We start from the raw sequence: 20,254 nt of genomic DNA, 5'->3' as shown, positions 1-20,254 counted from the left end.
TTCCTCCTGTCGTGACGGGTTCGGGCTGGTGGTGTGACGGGGTTAGGCGGGTGGTCGCGCCGCGGGAGGCTCGTCTTCACTCGGCTGCGCGCCGGGCTCGCTGAGTTCCGGATGGTGGGCGCCGTCGTGACGCGGGTCGGATCGCGGCGGTGGGCGGCGCGTGGTTTCGGCGTTGGCGCGCGCGGCCCGGCGCAGTAGGTCGGCGCGGCCGGGTGCCGGCTCGGGCAGGGGCCGGGTGGTGAAGGTGAACGCGGGTGTTTCGGTGTTGTTGACGATGAGGCGGGCGGCGGCCTGGTAGGCGGCCAGGTTCGCCAGATCATGGGCCGTGAGGTTCGGTGCGGTGACGGTGGCGAGTTGGCGGGCGTCGTGCGCGGAGATCGAGAAGATGATTTTGTTGCGGGCGTTGGCGGCGACCGCTTCGCGCATCCCGGCGGGGAACTGGGCCAGGTTCTGGTGCGCTAGGACTATGGACAGCCGGTGAGCGCGGGCTTCGGCGAGCATCTCCTCGAGCCCGTGAGGCAGGTTGAGGAAGCTGTGCGCCTCGTCCACATACAAGGCGGCATCCCGGCGGGTTGCTTCGGGTTGGCGGGCGCGGCGGGTGGTGGCTTCCCAGACTTTGGCGATCACGAAGGAGCCCAGGAGCCGGGCGGTGTCGTCCCCGAGCATGCCCTTGGGGACCCGCACGAGGAGGATTCCGCCGGTATTGAGGAGACGGTCGGTGTCGAGGCCGGGGCCATGGGCGCCGACCACGGCGCGGACGAAGGGTCGGAGCAGGAAGTGGCGGAGTTTGTTCATCACCGGCCCGATCGCCGCCGCGCGCGCCTCGGGTGACAGGCCGGTGTACCAGGCCCAGAAACCGGCGAGGACCTCATCGCGCAGGCGGCCGGTGGCACCGATCCGGTAGGCGTCCTCGGTCAGTAGCCGGGGGATGTCGGCCAGGGTCGCGCCGGGGGTCTGCTGGAGGGTCAGGACGGCGGAGCGGAGGATGTCGTCGGTGCGTGGCCCCCAGGAGTCGGCGAAGATCCGGGCGAAGATCCCGACCAGGTTGTCCGAGGCCAGGTTCGCGTCCTTCCCGGCGAGGACTCCGAGGGCGGGGGGTGGGGTGGTGTCGGGGTCGATCAGCCAGACCCGGTCGGCGACCTGCTCGGGAAGCCGATCGAGCAGATCGTTGATCAGGTCCCCGCGAGGATCGATCACCACCGCCGCTCGCCCCGCGCGGGCGTCGGCGAGAATCATCTGGGCGATCAGCGTGGACTTGCCCGCCCCGGTCGCCCCCAGGACGTGCAGGTGCTGGCGCGCGTCGGCGACGCACAGCGCGATGGGGCGGACGGGTCCGGCGTCGGCGTCCCCGAGCGGTTTGCAGCCCTTCCCGCCCGCCGGCACGACCGGTGGCGGGGGAACTGAGTTCGCGCCGGCCCTAGACAGGCCGGGCACCGCGGGGTCATGCGGCAGGTGCGCGATCGCGGCGAGTTCGGCGACCGACAGCAGGTCCCCCCAGCCCAGCCGCCGCTGGTTCAGTGCCTGGGCGGGGTGGTGGAGGCGGTGCCGGTCGAAGTAGTTGCGGCCGGCGAAGACCGCGAACGCCGAAGCGAGCGCGTGTGCCCGGCCGCGTGCCCATCCCCGGGCCGCCTGGACATCGTCGGTGTGGGTGGTGGCTGCGGCGTATCGGATGGTGACGGCGAAGCGTGGCTGGGCGGCCTTGTCGAGGATCGCCTTGATCTCTCCGGCGCGTTCGGGATGCGCCGCCGCGATAGTGCCCGGCCGGGCCGGTCGAGCAGGTGGGCCGGGGGTGAGCAGGTCGAGGAGCCGTCCGGTCAATGTCGGCTGGGTGGTGCCGCGCAGGCGCGCGGCGGCGCGGTGCGCGCGGGCCAGACGCCGACCCGTGATGGGGCGGGCCAGCACCTGCACCACCGCACGCTGCCCGACCGTGATGCCGGTGGCGGCACCCAGCAGGGCCCGGATCGGGTCGTCTTTGTGGCCGGTGGCGATGGGGTGGTGGTCGGGTCGCGCAAGCCGGAGCGTCCCACCGGTCGCGACGGCGCCCGTGGGGATGAGGTCGGTGGGGGTGGTGATGGTGGTGCGGGCGGCCGGCCAGGCCGCCTCGATAGCGCGGGCGACCAGCACGGCCGGGACCGAACCGGGCACCCACACCTGGATGCCGAGTTCAGGGCCGTCCCACCGGAACTCGAACGCGACATGCGGCTGCCCGAAGACCCAGCGCCGCCAGCGGGGGCGCAACAGCCCGATCAGGTTCGCCCAGAACGTCGCAGCCGCGGAGGCATCGACCTGGGGCGGCACCCGCACCTGCACCAGCTGCGCGCCGTCGAGGAGCAGACGGTGCCGCCACCGGCTCAGCAGAAGGCGGGCGACGACGATCAAGATGACCGCACCCATCGCAGCCGGAGCCGCGACCGGCAGATGAGAGATCAGGAGGTGGCCGGCCTGCTGCCCCAATCGGGAGAGCGTGCCGAGCGGGTCGGTAAGTAGCTGCCCGAGCGGCGAGTCGCCGCGCAGGTCAGCTGGAACGGCTTCGGGTGCCTGGAGGTGTCCGCCGAGGACGCGCGGGGTGTTCATAGGTCGTCGTCCTCCTCATCAGGCAGCGCGTACGGTCCGCGCCTGGGCGAGCCGGTGAAGCCGCCGGTGGGCTGCTGGTCGAGTTCGGCGAGGAACTTGGGGTCGGTGGTGGCCAGGGCGTGTTCGGCGGGGCTGGCCACCACCTCGAAGGCGACTCGGTCGGAGCCGGCGGCCAGTAGTCCCTGGCCGCGGTGGGCTGAGGCCAGCAGTTGGCGTTCGCCGTCGGTGAGGTGGAACGCCTCGGTGATCTGGTCCAGGGCCTGAGGGGCTTGGCGCAACAAGATCTGGGTGGCGGCGTTGGCGACGACGGCCTGGCCGAGGTCGGAGCCCAGGACGTCGGCGGCGTCCTGGGTGATGACGGACAGGCCGGCCCAGTGTTTGCGGCTGGCTTTGGCCATGCGGAACAAGAAGCGGGCGCCTTCGGGCTGGCGCATCAACAGCCAGCCTTCGTCGACCACCACCAGGCGGGGCTTACGCATGGTGGGGTCGGTGACACGGCGCCAGACGGCATCGAGGGTGAGGAGGGTACCGACGGTCTTGAGCTCCTCAGGCAGGTCGCGCAGGGAGAAGACGATGAGGTGGGAGTCGGGGCGGGTGGTGGTGGGGCCGTCGAACAGCTGTCGCCAGGTCCCGGTCACGTACGGGGCCAGCCGGGCGGCCAGCTCATTGGCCGCCGGGTCACCGTCGGTCTGGAGGGTGTGGGCGAGGTCGGCCAGGACCGGGGGCTGGCGGGTCCAGGTGCGCGGGTCGGCGGTCAGCCCCGCGCTGTGGTAGGCCGCGACGATCGCCCGGTCCAGCGCCGCACGGTCGGCGGGAGTGAGCGGGGTTTCCAGCAGGACGGAGATGAAGGTGTGGATGAACAACGCCCGGCGTGTCAACGCATCTGTGCTGCTGCGGTGCGCGCCGGGTGGCAGGTCGAACGGGTTCAGTCGGACGCCTTCGGCGCCGAGGGCGAGGTGTGCGCCGCCGACCGCGTGGGCGAGGCGTTCGTATTCGTTTTCCGGGTCGATGACGCAGACCTCAACGCCGGTGAACAGCGACCGCAGGATGTCGAGCTTGGCCAGGTAGGACTTGCCCGCCCCCGACCGGGCCAGGATGACGGAGTTGTGGTTGTCGCAGGTGAACCGGTCCCACATCACCAGCGAGGACGAGGCAGCGTTCACCCCGTACAGGACGGCGTGCTCGCCGAGGTCGGCGTGCAGGTCCGGTGAGGTGAACGGGAACGCCGCCGCCAGCGCACTGGTGTCGAACGTGCGCTTGACGTCGAGCAGGTCGACGCCGAGCGGCAGGGTGGTGATCCAGCCCTGCAGCGACCGGAACGTGGCAGGTTTGGCATCGATGAGCAGACCCGCGGCCAGGGCCCGGACCCGGGCGATCTCATCGTCGAGCTGCTCTGGAGTGTGGGCGTGGATGGTGAGGGTCAGACCGACGCGGAACAGCCGCACTTCACTGCGGGCCAGGCGGGCGGCCAGGTCCTGGGCGTCACCGGCGGCGGTGTCAGCACCGAAGTCGACCAGCCGGCCGTGCTCGAAGTCCGATCGGGCACCTGCCTCAAGGCGGGCGAGCTGGCGACGCAGCCGGGTCGCGGCCAGCTGAGGCGGGATCGGCTCGACATGCACGGCGACGTCCAAACGGCCCGGGTAGGTCAGCAGCGGCTCGAGCCAGCCGAGGCCGACCTCCCGCGGATACCCCGTCACCACCAGCGACGCGCACATCCCCTCCCCCAGGTCCAGGCGGCGCGGCTGCACCGCGACGCCCGGCGGCCCGATCGGTGACGCCACCGTAGGTTCGGCGTCAGTGCGAGTGCGGGTCCAGGGCAGGCGTCGTGCGCTCATCGCGTGCCCCCGGCAGTCGTCGTGGTGATGGGCGCCTCGGGGGCGGCCTGGCCGAAGTCCATGGGTGGGGCGGTCGGGTCGGCCACTGCCGCGAGCACGGCGGCGGTCTGGGCGCCGTCCAGGAGGTAGGCGTTGATCCCGGCGGCGGCCAGCGCCCGTGTGGTCTGCTCGGCCCGCCGGAGGACACGCTGGGCTGCTCCGTCGGCGTCGTGTCTCCCCCGCCCACTCGAGCCGGTCTCGGTGGGACCGTAGGGTTCGCGGAGCACGATGAGGACCTGGCGGTCCAGCAGTTCGCGGGTGGTGGCCAGCTCGGTGAGGAAGCCGGCGTGGTCGCGGGCGGCAGCCTCCAGCGCCGGGTGAGGCAGCCCGGCAGCGCGCTCCCGCAGCAGGCTGATCGCGGGAGTCAGGTTGACCGGCTGGGCGCGGACCAGGATCTGGGCCGGGCCGGTGAGGGAGTTCAGCCAGCCTCCGAACGCGCCGACCAGGGCGGCCTGTTCGCCGGGAGTGCGCAGGGCGAAGCTGACGGTAGTGCAGGCGATGATGACCGCGACACCCTCACCACCGAGGCTGATGGCTCCATCGGTGCGGATCGCGCGGGCCGGCAACCGCAGCGGTGCCGGAAACGGCGACGCTTGGTCTGGGGCGGTGGCCCAGGCGGGCAGCGCGGGGACCCCGTCGGGGGCGATGACGAGGCGGCGCGGCTGGCCGGCCTGCCTGACCGCATAGGCCAGGAGGCGGTCCAGGGGAATGCCGTCGCGTTCGACCAGCGCGAGCGCCGCCGCCGCCCCGAGGATCACCACGGCGAGCACGACGAAGACGGGCAACGGCAGGACGTTCGCGGTGCCCAGGTACAGGGCCCACACGCCGGCGACGGCGGGGGTGAGGATGGCGAGCTGGCGGGCGGTGAAGTTCGCCAGCACCCGGTCGGGCTTTTCGATGTCGGCCGGGATCGTCACCGAATACGGCGTGCTCATCGGTTCCTCCATGGGGTGGTCGAAGACGGGGTGGTCGTGCCGCCGCGGGCGCGGGCCTCGGCGTCGCGCAGCGCCGCGGTATCGGCGAGCCGGCGCGGCGAACGGCCAGCCTGCGGGCTGCCCGGCGGCGGGAAACGCAGGGGCAGTTCCGGCTGGGCATGGCCCCGCGCGGGTGGGGCGGGCAGCCGGGTCTGGGTGTAGCGGGGACGGATCGGCAGCGAGGTCTGCTGCCAGCGCGATGGCCTGCCCGAGGTGGCGGGCAGCCGAAGCTGCGTCCACCCCGGCGAGGGCGTGACGGGCTGGGGTGGTGGCGTGATCGGCAGCTGCAACTGCGTCCCGCCGGCCGGTGGTGAGGGCGGGAACGGCAGCTGCGGCTGCACCCACGTCGGCGGATTCGACGGCGGCGCAGGCGGAGGCAGTGCCGGTGGGGACGGGGGCAGCCTCGGCGGCCGACGCGGTCCGCCAGCCGCGCGGCCGGCCTTGAGCGCACCCACATTGCGGAAGATCAAAAGCGCTGCGATCGTGCGGGCAGCCCGGACGATGGGGCTGCGGCCCATCCCACCGCGGAAGATCATCTGGGAGACCCAGAACGGGATCCGCGCCAGGATGTACAGCAGGCAGATCACCAAGATCAGGTCGAACGTACCTCTGCCGGACCGGGCGCCGAACAGGTCGGTTTGGTCGGAGGTGAAGAACACCCGCAGCGCGGTGGCCAGCACCAGGGCCTGGGCGACCTGGATCGCCAGCACCCCCGCGATGGCGCGCCACCACATCTGGGCCAGCCCCTCAGCCTGCGGGAGGGCGTGGCAGGCCAGGGCGAGCGGCGCGGCGGCGGTCAGCAGCACCAGCAGCATGACCCGGATCGCGAAGGTGAACAGCACCACCAGACCGGCGATCACAGCGACCAACGCCAGCAGGCCGGTGAACGGGTCGGTGGCGTCCGTCAGGGCGTGCAGGATCAGGCCCTTGAGCGTGTTGGCCGCCTGGGCCTCATCGACGCCGTGCCCCATGAACGTCTGAGACAGCGCGTTGGCGAACTCGATGGCCTGCCCGATCAGCGGCAGGTTCATGTTCGCCGCGACGATCGCGACCACCAGACGCGGACCGAGATCCTTGGCGGTGAAGGACGTCTGCAGGGTCTGGTGACCCATGATGAACAAGCCGCCGAGGATCACCAGGAGGACGAAACTGGTGTTGGCGATCCACGCCGAGGTCTCCCACAGGCTGTGAACCCGGTCCATCTGGTCGACGCGGGGCGTGGACAGCACCGAGCGGGCCAAGAACCGGAACACCGGATTGAGGGCGTAGGAGACCAGGCCACGGAAGAACCCGTTGACCGCCTGACCGAACTCACACCCCAGGTCGAAGAACCCGCACCCACCCGACCCGTTACCTGCCGGTCCCGTCGACGGGCTCTGACCGGGCGCCGGCGCGGATGTCGAAGAGGTCGGCGGTGGAGCAGTCGGAGGAGCGGTGGTCGGACCAGACTCGGCCGGCGCCGTGCGCGGCGCCGAGGAAGGTGCCGACGGTGGTGAGGGGGTCGGCGGCGGAGTGGCCACCGCCGGGCGCACACCCGTAAGCGGTTGGGCGTGCGCAGCACCGGTATTTCCGGTGACCACGGTGGCGGCCAGCCCGGCAGCAGCCACCAGCAGCAGCAGGGCCTTGATCCAGGTTGGCAGGGGCATTCGCATTCCGCTCACGCCCCGACGAAGCCTTTGAGGATCTGCACCAGCACCGGGGCCAGCACAGCGACGCCGTAACCGATCGCGGCGTACTTCAGGGTGTCCTTGGCCTTGGCGACCTCACCGGGGTCACCACCGGCCAGCAGGTACCGGACTCCACCGATCGTCAAGAACAACGTGGCCAGGGCGACCAGCATCCCCACCAGCCACTTGGTGATGTTGCCGATCACCGTGTTCAGATCCTTGGCCACCGCGTAGGCGGCGGCCTCGGCGGCCGGGGCTGTGGTGGTGATGACCGCTGCCGCGGTCATCACCACCACCGCGCACCCGGCGGCCAAGACGACGCCAGCCGCGCGAGGGGCGGGGCGGGATCGGCGGTTCATGACGCATCGCCGTCGGGTCGCCGGGTTCGGCCGTCTCCGGGACGGCGGGTGCAGGCCCGGGGTCCCCGGTAGCGGCGCCGGTCACCGGAGCGATGCCGGCGGTGTGCGCCCCGGGTGGAGATGTCGTCGCGGGGACCGGTGGGGGTGGGGCTGGGTGCGGGACCCTTGCAGAAGGCTCCTTTCTCGTTGGGGTCCTTGGCGGATCCATCCGTGTCGGGTGTGCCGTCCGAGATGGTGGATCGGCCCCGCACCCGCCCCGGCTCGAGGTTTCCTCCGCTCGCCTTGTTAAGACCGGGATTCGGTCGGTGAGCGGACAGGCGATGTTCGACATCACCGTTCTTCATCGCGGTGACCAGCCGGGCCTCACCGCGCTGCCGCGTCTTGCAGGCGGCCTCGTAGCCGAGGCCGAGTTCGGCGGCGGCGTCCTTGAGTGTGAGGTCTTCGAGTCGGCTGCGGCCGATCAGCTCGGCCTGCAGCGGCGACAGCACGCCCTTGGCGACCGCGTCGAACAAGATCAGGTCCGGGTGCCCCCACGGCGCGGGCGGCGGCTGCGACTCCGCGACCGGCGACGGCATGGGCATGAGACCGTCGCGGGTGTAACGGGCGGTGATCCCGGCCCGGTAGGCGCACCACCGCAACCGGGTGATCACCCCCGGCCGGTCGACCTCGATACGGCGCAGACCCTCCAGGAAACCGGTCAGCACGGCCGAGTCGATGTCGGCGGCATCGCCGCGGTAGCCCTCGGCGAGCTCGGTGGCCATCTTCCGCAACGCCGGAAGGGCGACGCCGGCGGCGGCGATCGTCCAAGCCGGACGTTGGGTCCGCGCCTGGTCGATCAGGTGCCGCCAGGCCGCGTCCCGGCACGCCCGACCCGTCGCCGGGTGCAGCAAAATCGCCCGCAACTCCCCCAGCGGGATCAGTCGGCGCGGCAACCCGTGCCCGATGGCGCTGCCGTCGAGGGCGATCGGGTTGGGGCCGGCGGTCAGCAGGTAGAACGTCGAAGCCACCGTTTGCAGCGAAGAAGGCGGCCTCTGGTGTGTCCGGCGACGCCGCTGCGGGCCGTCTTGATGTGCACCGGGGTTCTGCTGGTTCGGATGAGAGTGATCAGGACTGGCCATGGTGAGGCTCCTTCGATCCGCAGTGGTTCGGGAGCTCTCATGCAGCCAGCAGGTCTAGGCATTTCTTAGGCATGCGGGGTGACGGGTGGGCCTACGAACGTGTGCCTACGAAACGCTTACGGCTCGCCTGCGTCCGAATACGTGCCTACGCCCCATGCCCGCCCCGATGCGGCAGGAGCAGGCTCGTCGTTCTACCTGGCCCTCCTTGAAAGCGGCACGCCGCTGGCCCGGGGGCATGCGCTAAGGAGAATCAGCCGCGAGTTGCGGCTGCTCTCAGGGCTATAAATCCGCGACGGTTGCCTCGCCGGCTGGATCGAGCTTTTGCCCGCCTTCCGCGGCGCGCATGCGCGGGTTCGTCAGGCCACATGGCTGAGCCGTACGCGATCCGCCTCGCCGTTGTCCGGACCGTTGGAACACCCGGTTCGCGCCGATGACCGTGGAGCCGTGCCCAGTCACGCGCTAAGCCTCCCTGCCCACAGTCGTCTTGGCGCGGCTTCCGTCCCGATGTGGCCGGACGGTGGGCTGTTGGCTCGGGCGAGCGCTAGTCGGGCTGCGGGACATGAGTCCCGACGTAACTATGGCCACGCCTGTCTGCGTAGTTCTAGAAGGTAGACACGCGGTGAAAGTGCAGGATGTGGACGGGATTCCTGGCTTGGTCAGCTCGCGGCGTCAGGGGATCAGTGCAAAGGCTGCACGGTGATGTCCCCGCAGTAGGCGCTGGTGGCGATCATCGTGCTGCCGTCAAGGGCGCGGGCGGCCGCGACGCCGACTCCAGGGATCGGGTCACCGATCAAAGCGCCGGTCAGTAGGTCGATCCGGCGGATGAGCCGGTCTCCGCCGGCGGCGAGGAGACAGGGGCCTTCGGCCGCGATGATCACGGCGAATTGAAAGGCCCAAGCGCCGGTGTGGATGGGCCGGCCGATCGGTTCACCAGTGATGGCGTCCCAGCGCCGGATGACCCCGTCGCTGTCCGCGCTGGCGAGCAGGATCCGCCCGTCCGCCAGGGTGACCGAGGCGAGGGAAAGAACCTGCCCCTCATGACCGTTCAGCGGTGCGCCAAATGGGGCTCCACTGATCGCCTCCCAGCGCCGAACAGCAGCGTCCTCTCCACCGGAGGCGATCATGGTCGACCCGTCGGGGAGGGTGATGACCTCGACGGATTTGACGCAGAAGCCGTGGCCGCTCAAAGGTGTTCCCAGCGGTTCGCCGGTCATGGCATCCCAGCGGTAGACCAGGTGGTCATGGCCGGCGCCCACCAGGATCGATCTCCCATCGTGCACAGTCCCGGACGCCACCGACCAAATGGTTCTGTCCGGGCACAGGTTGCCCGGCAGCGGTTCACCGGTCAGCGCATCCCACCGGCAGACGCCATCCTCTCCGCCCGAAGCCAGGAGCGTCCGGCCCTGCGGCAGGCGTACCACCGTGAGGCTGAAGCTGATCGAATCATCGGTGACACGCCATAGCTCTTCGCCGGAGGCGACGTCCCAGCAGCCGATCGTGCCGTCAGGCTGTCTCGCCATCAGCAACATCCGGCCGCGCGGCGACCGGGTGAGCAGCAGCGGCCCCGGAGTCCCAGGCCCGGTCTTAGGGATGATGACGCGTCGCATCTTCCACCTCTTGCCTGGTCACCTTCTTACAGATGCGACCGCCGTTGGCGTCGGGTATGTCGATGATGATGCTGGTCCACTCCGGGTCGGGCATCGTGACGATGCCGGCGGTGTAGGTGGCATCGTCCAGCAGATCGGCGGTGATCCGGACGCCGGTGAGTTCCTCAGCGAGGGCAAACTTCCCTGAGACACCCGGGTCCGGTCCGTCGGCACCAAGGTCGTACCCGACGCGACTCATGGTGGACAGGAGGGCGTCGGGAGTGCTGCCGGACCGGCTGCGCGGCCATTCGAAAGAGGTGCGCAGATCACCGTCCTCCCACCAGCGGAAAAGGGTGAGGGCGTTGACGTTGCGGTAGTGGGAGACGATCCGGGTTCCGGCCGAGGCCACAGCCATGAACTGATCGTCAGTGCCGACCGTGCCGTTGATCTCCACGCCCAGCGTCCAAGGCCCGTCGGGACCGAGGACCGGCGCCGCACCGACGAGCATGTAGTCGCCATACAGATCCTGACTGTCCTGAAACTCCATATCCCGGGCGGCGAAGGCGTCCATGCCCGTGAAATCACCTTGAAAGTCGGCGTCGAGCCGCGACAGGAACTCGACGGGCGTCAGGTCCTTGATCAAGGTGAGACAGTACATCTCAGATAGCCAACCGCGCCGATAGTCGTTGAACCAGACGTAGTCAGCGGCAGAAGCGGTCATAGCGGCTGATGCTTCCACGCGTCGCCGACATTCCCGAGGACCGCCGTCTTCTCAAGGAACGCTGGTTGCCGGAAGAGGCCACCCGGCAGACAGAGACGGCCGTGTTCCTGGGTAGTCGCCCATGAAACACACCCTCCTGATTTTGTTTGCCGGAACTGACCGCACTTGCTCGTGGGTTTTGACCGCGCTTGGTGGCCGTGGGCGTGATCGATGTTCGCGAGGAGTGACCGCACTTTGGCGGTTGGGGGGTTTGCGGGCCCGGAGGGCTGGCGCGGCTGGCGGGCAGGCCCGCGGGGACTCGTCATGTGCCTGAGCTCGTCATCGCCGGATTGTGGAAGACCGGCCCCCGCCCACCCGGAAGGTGGCGGGGGCCGGCTTCTTCCTCAACCGCCCAGCGTCTCTCGAACGCCGTGCTAGACGGCTGCGCGCCAGTCACGCTCTGCGGCTAGCGATCGCTCCAGGCCTGCGCCGTAGAGGCCACCGACCATCCCGTGACGCTCCATCGTCTTGCTCAGGAACTTCGCCGACCGCAGGGCCAGCTTCCTCATCCGCTCCGGATCCTGCGTAGCCTTCGCGGCTGCCACAGCCTTCGCGGCCTTTGCGACCCTGATCTTCTGCAGCAGGGAGGCCGCCGCACGTTCTGCGGCGACCGTGGCGATGCTGGCGAGCTGGACCTGGTGCTCCGGAGTCCGCTCACCCTGGAAAGCCCACTCAGTCGAGATGCCCTTCGCGATGATCCAGGCGAAGTGACCCAGCGGACCGTTCTGCCGCGGGTCCTCCGAGCCAGAGCGTGACAGTTCCAGTTCCAGCTCAGCCTGCTCCTCCACGCTGATCGGGGACAGCAGGAGCTGCTTGGCCTGAATTCGCAGGTCAGACTTCCGCTTCCAGTCCTCCTTGTCCCCAGAAGCCAGAGCCGCACCGATGATCAGCAGTGCCCCTATCATTTGATCGGCCTTTCCGTTGCCGTGGACCGGCTGCGTTTACGCACCCGGACAGGTCTTGAGACCCGCAACATCCACTGTCCGAGGTGGGCCGTGGTACGCACGGGGTGACGTGGGCTGGTCGCAAGAGGGGCCAGGTAAGTCACACTGCGCGGTCAAAACTCACGAACAACGACTTCACCGGAACAGGACCGCGGTCACAGCCCGCAAGCAACCGCGGCCAACTCTCCGAGCAAAACCACCCTCCAGCCTCCGTAGGCGAGGGCGTTCGCCGTAATCCGTCCAGTAGCCGCACCCCCACGCCCACGAACGCGGACGACGATGCTCACATGCACGGCCATCTCTCTGCTCGATCAGCCATCCGTGGCCATGGAATCGAACCTGCACGCCAGCACTCCTCCGGTCCTCCCAGTCCCGGGTCCCGTCACCCGTTGACCGCTCGTCTTGGGTTGCCAACCATGTGCCTGAGTTCTACTGGCGACACGGCTGCTTACTCAACGAGGCCGCTACCCATCCAGACTGCCGCCGACGACGTGCTCACCGGTTGCCAACCACGTGCCCAAGGGCGCGCCTACGGCCCTTGCCACGTGCCTAAGGACATGCCGACGCCCAAGCGCCTGGCCGGCGGCGCGCTTACCGGCTAGGTGTTGCTTGCCTACGCGGTGCCTTTGAACGCAGCGGCTTGCCTAACCTCGTGCCTAAGATCACCGTCCAGCCCGTTGCGGCTGCCGGTCGCATGCCTATCGGCCGTGCCTAAGAAGTGCCTACGTGGGCGGGTTGCCTGGGGCACGTGCCGTTCGAGACGGGTGGACGCGCAGAAGCACCCGTTATGAATTTCAACCTGAACCAGTCCGGTGGCCGCCCTCCTGGCTGGCCATACGTCGCCCGCTGCGATTCCTCCCCCGCCAACCCTGCCGAGGCATTGCCGCTGTCGGTGTGGGCGTGCGCGCAACAGCCCTCGATCACCCAGAGGAAGGGCCGCTACCTTGCCGCGGCGACCGCGCACCCGGCCAAGATGCTGCCCACCCTGGCCGCCACCGCCATCACCTCCTACACCCACCCCGGCGACCTCGTCCTGGACCCGATGTGCGGGATCGGCACCACCCTGGTCGAAGCCGTCCATCTCGGCCGGGATGCGATCGGGATCGAGTGCGAACCCCGCTGGGCCCATTTGGCCCGCGCCGGCCTCGACCACGCCCGCGACGATGGCGCGGCCGGGACGGGCGCGGTCATCACCGGGGACGCCCGGAACGCGACCGCTCTGCTGTCCGACCCGCGCGTCGCCGGGCGGGTGGCGCTGCTGTTGACCTCACCTCCGTACGGGCAGGCCACGCATGGGCATGTCTGTTCCACCCGCGATAGCGGCCGTTCCGGCGTCCGCAAGACCAATTACAGCTACGGCCAGGACCCGCACAACCTGGCCCGCGGCAACCACGACCGGCTGCTGGCCGGATTCACCGACATCCTCACCGGCTGCCTGCCCCTGCTGCGGCCGGGTGGGATCGTGGCGATCAGCACCCGACCGTTCCGCCGCCACGGCCGATACATCGACTTCCCCGCCCAGGTCTGGGCCGCCGCCCAAGACGCCGGCCTAGAGCCGGTACAGCGGCTGGTCGCCTTGTTGTGCGGCATCAAGGACGACCACCTGGTGACACGGGCGTCGTTCTTCGCCATGCACGAGACCCGCAAAGCCCGCGCCGCCGGACTACCGCTCCACGTCAACGCGCACGAGGAGGTCCTCGTGCTTCGCCGACCGCCGTTTGCTGGCAGTTCAGCCGAACTGAAGGGTCCTCAGCGGGAACCCGAGGGTCGGTTCGGTTCCTCACCGCCGGTGGACCCTGGGGTTCCCGGTGACTGCGGGGATCGCGACTCGTGAGGCCGTTCCAGAAGCTGGCGGGCGGACTCGGCGTAGCGGATCGCGGTCGATTCACCGATGCCGAACACGGCGGCAAGGTGCAGCGGATCAGCGCCGTGGGTGAGGGCCTCTTCGAGTTGCCGGTCGAGGCGGAGCCGCTCCACCGTGGCGGGCAGGCCGCGCAGGTTCAGCAGCCATGTAGCGCTGACGGGGCCGGTGTCGACCGCGGTTCTGGCGCTGATCAGCAGGTGCCGGTTCGCGGTGTTGGGCCAACGCCTCCGGCGGTGATCGAGCCAGTCGGTGATGGCCTGGAGGGTCAGGTCGTCCAGCGGCCGAGCCAGGCCAGCGACGGTCAGACGGCGATTACCGAGATCGACGTCGTCGAGTTGCAGGCCGCGGATCGCTGCGGGGCGGGCTGCGTGCACGGCCGCCAGCACGAGGAAAACTCGAGCCTGCGGGGTGGTGGCCGCTTCGACGGCCCGGGTGATGTCCTCAGGTCTCAGCGGCTGAAGGACCGGCCGTTCACGTCGTGGGCCTTTGATGCCTGCTGTCGGGTTGACGAAGAGCAGCTGCTTCTTCTTCGCCCAAGTGAACAGGGATCGCAGGACCGTCAGAACGGTGGTGCGATCCACGCCGTGCCAGGTGGCGAGATAGGTAAGTACGTCGTCTCGGGTGACCTGGCGCAGGGTGTCGTAGCGGGCCGACCAGTCCACCAGCGCCGGGGGGATGTAGCGCATGAACGTTCCGACAGTGCCCGGTCTGCGGGCTCGCGTGCGGGGGCCGCCGTCGCGCAAGGTGCGGGCCCACTGTTGGACCACGGTGGCGATGCCAGGGACCAGCGGCGTGAGTTTGCGCTGCAGCCACCGTTCGAAACTCGTGGGCCGATCCTCAAGCACGACACCCATGGTCTGCAGGATCTCGATGGTGTGGGTGACGCTGTTGCTGCGTTGCTTGATCGCCTCGTGCACGTCCGAGGCGTGGATGACCTCGCCGGTGATGTGGGTGGACAACAGCATGATGAGGTTGCGCTGCATGGCCTGGCGGATCCGCCGATTCCATCCGTGGGCTTCGGCTCTGGTGTGGGCCAGGTGCAGGGCCCAGGCCAGCCACGGATTGTCCGGCAGCGGGTCCGTGCGCAGGTCGTGCCGGTAGCGGTAGTCCCGCCGAAGACGATCGGTGAACAGCGGCGGCTGCACCCAGTCGGTGCGCGGGCGAGCCGCCACCAGGGGCGGGGGCTTGAGTGGACGGCCCTTTTCGCCATAGCGACGTGGCGCGGTACGCGGCCTGCCCTTCCGGCGGGTCATGCCGGCCAGGAACAGCTGGTGGTGACGGACGTCTGGCAGGTGCGGGGCGATCACCACGCGGGAGCGGGCATCGCCGTCCGCGAGCATGCGGTCCAGGGCGGCCTGGCACCAGCACAGGCGGCAGTACCCCGTCTTCAACGGCTGCCGGCGTTTGCACGCACCGCACTCACCGACCGCATGCCCGAAGCGGGGCGTGGCGAAGGCATAGCAGGCCAGGCACACGCCCTGGGCGCGGGTGCGGCCCCAGGCCAGGCACGAGGCGCAGCTGGTCACCGTTCGCGGGATCTTGCTGCCGTCGTGATCGTAGGGAGCCATCGCGTCTTACTGCGGGGGCAGGGACCGGCCATCGCGCCGCCGGGGCACCACCGCCGACGCCTGGGCCGAGGCGTCGACCGCCCGTGCGGGCTGGTCCTGGTTCGGCTGGGGGACCTTGTCCGGTTCAGGGATCAGCAGCTCACCGATCTCACACCCCAACACCGCGCAGATGACGTCCAGATCATCGAGCTTGAGGCTGGCCGGATTCCCCGACCACAGCCCCGACATCTTCCCGGCGCTGATCACCAGTCCGCGCGCGGCCAGCATCCGCTGCAGCTCACTGGCCTTCCAGATGCCACGGTTGGCCGCGGCCAGCCGAAGATTCCACCTCATGATCTGCGCTCCGTTCTAGCTCGACTCGCCCGGCACGAGCCCGGTCAACCGCGCGGCCGCGCGTTGCTGACCGGCCAGCCACGCGTCCTCGACATGCGTCGCGTGCACGTGGACGTATCGCATCGTCGTAGCCACCCAGGCGTGCCCCAACATCTCCTGAACGGCGAGCAGGTCCATCCCGCTCAGATACAGCTGAGACGCGGCGAAGTGCCGCAGCACATGGGGCGTCACCTTGTGCGTCCACTCCGGCAGGTGCCGGCCCGCCATGTCGCTCAGCGTGGACCGCAACGACTCGTTCGCGACCCGGGCCGCCGTGCCGTCGGTGTTCTTACGCTCGGACGGAAACAACGGCGCCCCCGGACGAGTGTGGTCGTCATCGAAGTGACCCCATACGTCTTCGATAAACCAGCGCAGTGTCCGTCCCGCACCGTTGATCAGCGGGACCATCCGCTCCCGAGGACCGGACCCGCGGGCGCCCTTGCCGCATCGGACGTGGAGCTTGCCGAACCGTCCCAGATCCCACTTCACATCAGCCAGATCAAGACCGCGGACTTCGCTGACGCGCAGGCCCACCTCGGCCATCAGCCGAGCCGCCGCATAGTTCCGGGCGGTCGGACCGAACTTGCGGCACGTCGTCAATTCCTCACGCCAGCGCGCGAACAGCCGGTCGACCTGCTCGCTGCTGGGCGGGATCCGCAACGCCGCATCCCGTCTGCCGCGCGGACGGTTCATCTCATCGATCGGGCACTGGACCACCCGGCCGGTCAGCTGATGGATCTCGACCGCGTGCCGCAACTCCAGGAACAGGAAGAAGGTCTTCAGCGCCTGAGCGCGTGCCAGCCGGGTTCCCTTGGCCGCCCTGTGCAGCACCGTGCCAAAGTAGCGGTCGGCATCGGCCGGCTCCATCTCCCACAGCGGACGCTCCAGCCACGTCCTGATCTGCTCCGGGTGCACGACGTCGGTACGGATCGTCCCGTCCGCCAAGCCAGCCGCCGCGCGGGCGAGCACGAATCCGGCAAGCACGTCGGTTTCGAAGGCGGCCACTTCTTCTGGACCCGCTGGCGCGCGTGCTTCGCGCAGGTCGCGTACGACCGCCAACCCCACCGCACACCTCCACCACTTCACTCTGAATGCAGAGCGATCGGAGCTGACGATATGGCTTCACGATCCATGAAATCTCATCAATACCGAGATTCGCAGCGTTGCAAGGGCGAAGACCCAGGACATGAGGTCGAGCCGCCTGAAACGGATTCAGCGAACTCCCGGGTTATCTCACATGGGCCGGAGCAGGCGGGCGCTGAGCACCGACTCGCCGAGCAGCCCACTGCCCGTCCCCAGCGCCCTGGGGCAGGGACGTGAGCCCGCTCGCGATCGCGGGTCGTAGGTCGGCCGAGCGCGACTTGACCGGCGACGTGAAGGTGGGCGTACATGTGCCGTGCCCTGGGCGGCAGGCCAGCCGGATGGGACCGCCGCATGTGGAGCGGTGGTCGCCAGAGGGACATCCGGACCGCGGTCACCGCCCAGGGCACCCATCGCTTCTCCTCTGCCTTCAAGGCCGTTCCGACGCCGGTGACCGGCTGTCCCCGGCCTCGAGTGATGGTGTCCGTGCGGGCTTCGGAACCGGCACGTCGACCTTCCCATCCATCTGGGGGGAACCTAACCGGCCCGTGGACGCGGACCAGCGGATCCGCCTTGACCATGCCGATGGAGGCGAGCGTCGATGGGGGTCGCCGCGGACGGATACCCGGCCGATCGGCGGCCATCAGTCGACCGCTGCGGGCCGCCGCAGGTCCCGGCCACCCGTTCGCGGCATCACCCAACAGCAAGCGTCAGCTCCGGACACCGCCGCCGTCTTGTTCCGATGCCGGCACGCGTCACCGGCCTTCCCGTGCCGGTGCGCCTACCCCGCGGAAGGGGGGCGGCGGTGAAGCGGGAGCTGTCGCTGGCGGACATCGACACGCTGCCGGTCGTGATGGACCTGGTCAGCGCGGGCAAGGTCCTTGGGCTGGGACGCACCAAAAGCTACGAGCTGGCCAAGAAAGGCCAGTTCCCCTGCCGCCTCATCCGGGTCGGCAAAAGCTACCTGGTGCCCACCGCCGACCTGCTCGCCCTGCTCGGCCTCAACCCGGATCGCGGCAGCACTGGTCCGACGATGGAGTGAGGCATGGCTAAGGGGAAGACGTTCAAACAGTGCGGCTGCCGTGACGCCGATACCGGGCAGCGCCTGGGGCAAAAGTGCCCGAAGCTGCGCCGGGCGCGCGGGGCGTGGAGCAGCAACCACGGCACCTGGACCTACCAGCTCGAACTACCGCCCCACGCCGACGGTGGCCGCCGTGGGCCGCTGCGCCGCAGCGGCTTCGCCACCAAGGACCAAGCCGAACAGGAGATGAACACCGCCCGGGAACTCCTATCGATCGCCGCAGATGACGAGGCGACCGCTACCAAGATCGCCGACCTCATCATCCAGACCGTCAAGGACACCCGGCGGCTGCCGGATGCGGACGTGCTGCGCCGCAAGGTCCGGACCGGGCAGGACCTGGCTACCCGGCTGACCATCGCCCAGTGGCTCGAGGCATGGCTGCGCGGCAAACAGCGGCTGCGGCCCGGCACCTCCGCCTCCTACGCCACCCACATTCGCCTCTACCTGACTCCGGTCATCGGCCACATCCGCCTGGACAAACTCCAGGCCACCGACGTGGCGGCTGTCTTTGAGACGATCGATGAGCTGAACGAGACGATTCAGGCCGCCCGCGCCAGCGGCGACCCGATGCTGCGGGCCAAGGTCAAAGGCCGCCGTATGGTGAACGCTGCCACCAAGCAGCGGATCCGCGCGACCCTACGGTCGGCCCTGAATACCGCGATCAAACAACGACTGATCGACTTCAACCCCGCTGCCGTCGTCGAACTGCCCCCGGCTAAACGCCCCAAGGCCCTGATCTGGACCCCTGAACGCATCACCGCCTGGCGGCAAGCCCGCAACCAGTACGTAGAGGACACCCAGCGCCGCAAGACGGTTCTGGCCAAGCGCAGCCCACACGGCGCCAAGCTCGGGACCGGGGTCACCGCGCTGGACTCTTACATCACCACGCCGCGCCCGTCCCCGGTCATGGTCTGGACACCCGAACAAACCCGAGCGTTCCTCGACCGCGCCCACGGCCACCGCCTGTACGCGCTGTTCCACCTCATCGTCTTCCGCGGACTACGCCGCGGCGAAGCCTGCGGACTACGCTGGCCCGACCTAGACCTGGCCAGCGGCACCGCGACCATCCGCTGGCAGATCGTCCAAATCGGCGGCACCACCATCCAAGGCCGACCCAAATCCGATGCCGGGGACCGGCAGGTCGCCCTGGACCGGCAAACCATCCACGCCCTGGTGGCGCACAAGGCCCGGCAGAACACCGAACGCCTCACCGCCGGCCAGGACTGGACCGATACCGGCTTCGCCTTCACTACCCCGAGCGGCGAGGCGCTCCACCCGGCTGAGGCCACCGAGCAGTTCCACTGGCTGTGCATGGAAGCCGACCTTCCCCCAATCCGCCTGCACGACCTCCGCCACGGCGCCGCCACCCTCCTGCTCGCGGCCGGACACGACATGAAAACCGTCCAAGAAACCCTTGGCCTGTCCTCCATCACCATCGCCGCCGACACCTACACCTCCGTCCTACCCGACCTCGCCCGCCGCGCAGCCGAAGACGTCGCCGCCCTCCTCACCCCCACCACAAACCACCGCCAACCCACACCCGCACTTCAGGGCACCACGAGGGACGCGGGGGACCGAGCGCAGCGTTCCGTACCTACCATTCGCTGACGCGTATTCCTTCGAGCCACCGCCATTCTTCGCCTCTGGACTTGATTAAAGCGCGTGCCGCTACGCGGCCCGCGCGGGCGGCTGCCCCGCCCACAATGGGCGCCAGAGCCATGGAGAGACTCATCGGCGGATCAGACGTCTCCACGTTAAGCCAGTCTTGCACCACGAGGAGCACAAGCCAAGGCCGTGACGATCGCCGTGGATGGTTGCGCGCCGCACCGGCTTGGGCGATCGCTGCCGCCCCCGACTCCGTTCCTCGGGCCGGAACGGCCCTCCGGTACGGATCGGGGTTGCCACCGAACCCCCACCTTCTGCCGATCCCAGGGCTGTTGTCGCAGACCTACAAATGATCCACATGGCACATCCCGGCTGACGGCGACGCCGACGGCAACCGGGGTGCCCAGGAGCGCACCCCGGCGAACATCGGCATGACCGACCACCAGGAAGGTCATGCAATGGTCGCGCGAATGATGCTTGATGAGCCCGATTCATGGTAGCGGTTCAGAACCCTATCCCAGAGGAGTCAGAATGCTATATGGACCACCATCAGCAAGCGCAGACTCCATCGTCTGAACCATTGCCGATATTCCGGCCTCGCGCACGATCACGAGATCACCGCTGCGAAAATATCTGCCGCCCGAATTCTCTCCAGAAGAGCGCCACCTGTCCATGATTTTTTCGATTTCACGCATGGTCATAAAGGTTGCACTCCACCGCGTTCCGTCTGAGAGATAAACCTCTACATCAACATTCTCAACAGAGTCAACCTCATCCTCCGCGCCCAACATGAAGACTGCCCTGAACTGGTCGGTTACCACCTCATGG

16 protein-coding genes are annotated in these 20,254 nt (G+C 69.1%); 3 read left to right on the top strand and 13 right to left on the bottom strand.

The annotated features are described in order from the left end of the window. Nucleotides 1-42: 42 nt before the first annotated feature. From ABD978_RS37920 to ABD978_RS37880, 9 genes are all read right to left on the bottom strand, one after another. The gene (locus ABD978_RS37920; protein ID WP_345365445.1) at nucleotides 43-2,574 is read right to left on the bottom strand and encodes a type IV secretory system conjugative DNA transfer family protein; all 2,532 of its coding nucleotides are present in this window, start codon (nucleotides 2,572-2,574) and stop codon (nucleotides 43-45) included. Further along, on the bottom strand, nucleotides 2,571-4,409 hold the full coding sequence (locus ABD978_RS37915) for a VirB4 family type IV secretion system protein (protein WP_345365443.1): 1,839 nt from the start codon (nucleotides 4,407-4,409) through the stop codon (nucleotides 2,571-2,573). Before ABD978_RS37915 ends, ABD978_RS37920 begins: the two co-directional genes overlap by 4 nt. Beyond that, on the bottom strand, nucleotides 4,406-5,383 hold the full coding sequence (locus tag ABD978_RS37910; protein ID WP_345365441.1) for a PrgI family protein: 978 nt from the start codon (nucleotides 5,381-5,383) through the stop codon (nucleotides 4,406-4,408). The genes ABD978_RS37915 and ABD978_RS37910 overlap by 4 nt, the downstream gene beginning before the upstream one ends. Continuing rightward, the gene (locus tag ABD978_RS37905) at nucleotides 5,380-6,675 is read right to left on the bottom strand and encodes a TrbL/VirB6 family protein (RefSeq protein ID WP_345365439.1); all 1,296 of its coding nucleotides are present in this window, start codon (nucleotides 6,673-6,675) and stop codon (nucleotides 5,380-5,382) included. Before ABD978_RS37905 ends, ABD978_RS37910 begins: the two co-directional genes overlap by 4 nt. 404 nt (nucleotides 6,676-7,079) lie before the next feature. After that, entirely contained in the window at nucleotides 7,080-7,376 is a 297-nt protein-coding gene (locus tag ABD978_RS37900) for a pilin (protein WP_345365437.1), read from the bottom strand. A gap of 68 nt (nucleotides 7,377-7,444) precedes the next feature. Beyond that, a complete protein-coding gene (locus ABD978_RS37895; RefSeq protein ID WP_345365435.1) occupies nucleotides 7,445-8,455 on the bottom strand; it encodes a sigma-70 RNA polymerase sigma factor region 4 domain-containing protein in 1,011 nt (336 codons plus the stop codon). A gap of 788 nt (nucleotides 8,456-9,243) precedes the next feature. Then, complete coding sequence (locus ABD978_RS37890; RefSeq protein ID WP_345365433.1) at nucleotides 9,244-10,173, bottom strand: WD40 repeat domain-containing protein; 930 nt, start codon at nucleotides 10,171-10,173, stop codon at nucleotides 9,244-9,246. Further along, on the bottom strand, nucleotides 10,151-10,873 hold the full coding sequence (locus ABD978_RS37885) for a DUF6461 domain-containing protein (RefSeq protein WP_345365431.1): 723 nt from the start codon (nucleotides 10,871-10,873) through the stop codon (nucleotides 10,151-10,153). The genes ABD978_RS37890 and ABD978_RS37885 overlap by 23 nt, the downstream gene beginning before the upstream one ends. A gap of 413 nt (nucleotides 10,874-11,286) precedes the next feature. Continuing rightward, on the bottom strand, nucleotides 11,287-11,817 hold the full coding sequence (locus ABD978_RS37880) for a hypothetical protein (RefSeq protein ID WP_345365429.1): 531 nt from the start codon (nucleotides 11,815-11,817) through the stop codon (nucleotides 11,287-11,289). Nucleotides 11,818-12,643: 826 nt separating this feature from the next. Between ABD978_RS37880 and ABD978_RS37875 the strand changes: the two genes are divergently transcribed. Continuing rightward, nucleotides 12,644-13,690: a TRM11 family SAM-dependent methyltransferase gene (locus ABD978_RS37875; RefSeq protein ID WP_345365426.1), complete on the top strand. Its 1,047-nt coding sequence runs from the start codon at nucleotides 12,644-12,646 to the stop codon at nucleotides 13,688-13,690. On the opposite strand, the gene ABD978_RS37870 is transcribed toward ABD978_RS37875, so the two are convergent. From ABD978_RS37870 to ABD978_RS37860, 3 genes are read right to left on the bottom strand one after another with little or no spacing between them, the layout of a single operon-like run. Then, nucleotides 13,606-15,288, bottom strand: coding sequence for a hypothetical protein (locus ABD978_RS37870; RefSeq protein WP_345365424.1), 1,683 nt, complete (start codon nucleotides 15,286-15,288; stop codon nucleotides 13,606-13,608). The two genes, ABD978_RS37875 and ABD978_RS37870, sit on opposite strands and share 85 nt — an antisense overlap. A gap of 6 nt (nucleotides 15,289-15,294) precedes the next feature. Beyond that, nucleotides 15,295-15,621: a helix-turn-helix domain-containing protein gene (locus tag ABD978_RS37865; RefSeq protein WP_345365422.1), complete on the bottom strand. Its 327-nt coding sequence runs from the start codon at nucleotides 15,619-15,621 to the stop codon at nucleotides 15,295-15,297. 15 nt (nucleotides 15,622-15,636) lie between these two features. Next, a complete protein-coding gene (locus tag ABD978_RS37860) occupies nucleotides 15,637-16,725 on the bottom strand; it encodes a tyrosine-type recombinase/integrase (protein ID WP_345365420.1) in 1,089 nt (362 codons plus the stop codon). An 820-nt stretch (nucleotides 16,726-17,545) separates the two neighbouring features. Here ABD978_RS37860 and ABD978_RS37855 point away from each other — a divergent pair. Next, complete coding sequence (locus ABD978_RS37855; protein ID WP_345365418.1) at nucleotides 17,546-17,782, top strand: helix-turn-helix domain-containing protein; 237 nt, start codon at nucleotides 17,546-17,548, stop codon at nucleotides 17,780-17,782. A 3-nt stretch (nucleotides 17,783-17,785) separates the two neighbouring features. Next, a complete protein-coding gene (locus ABD978_RS37850; RefSeq protein WP_345365416.1) occupies nucleotides 17,786-19,429 on the top strand; it encodes a tyrosine-type recombinase/integrase in 1,644 nt (547 codons plus the stop codon). Nucleotides 19,430-19,938: 509 nt separating this feature from the next. Here the strand turns inward: ABD978_RS37850 and ABD978_RS37845 are convergent. Then, nucleotides 19,939-20,247, bottom strand: coding sequence for a hypothetical protein (locus tag ABD978_RS37845; protein ID WP_345365414.1), 309 nt, complete (start codon nucleotides 20,245-20,247; stop codon nucleotides 19,939-19,941). Nucleotides 20,248-20,254: the final 7 nt, after the last annotated feature.

It is taken from the genome of Actinoallomurus liliacearum (genome assembly GCF_039542035.1).
Classification (GTDB): Bacteria; Actinomycetota; Actinomycetes; order Streptosporangiales; family Streptosporangiaceae; genus Actinoallomurus; species Actinoallomurus liliacearum.
The sequence above is the reverse complement of the archived record's forward strand: the minus strand, read 5'-3'. Positions and strand labels throughout refer to the sequence as shown.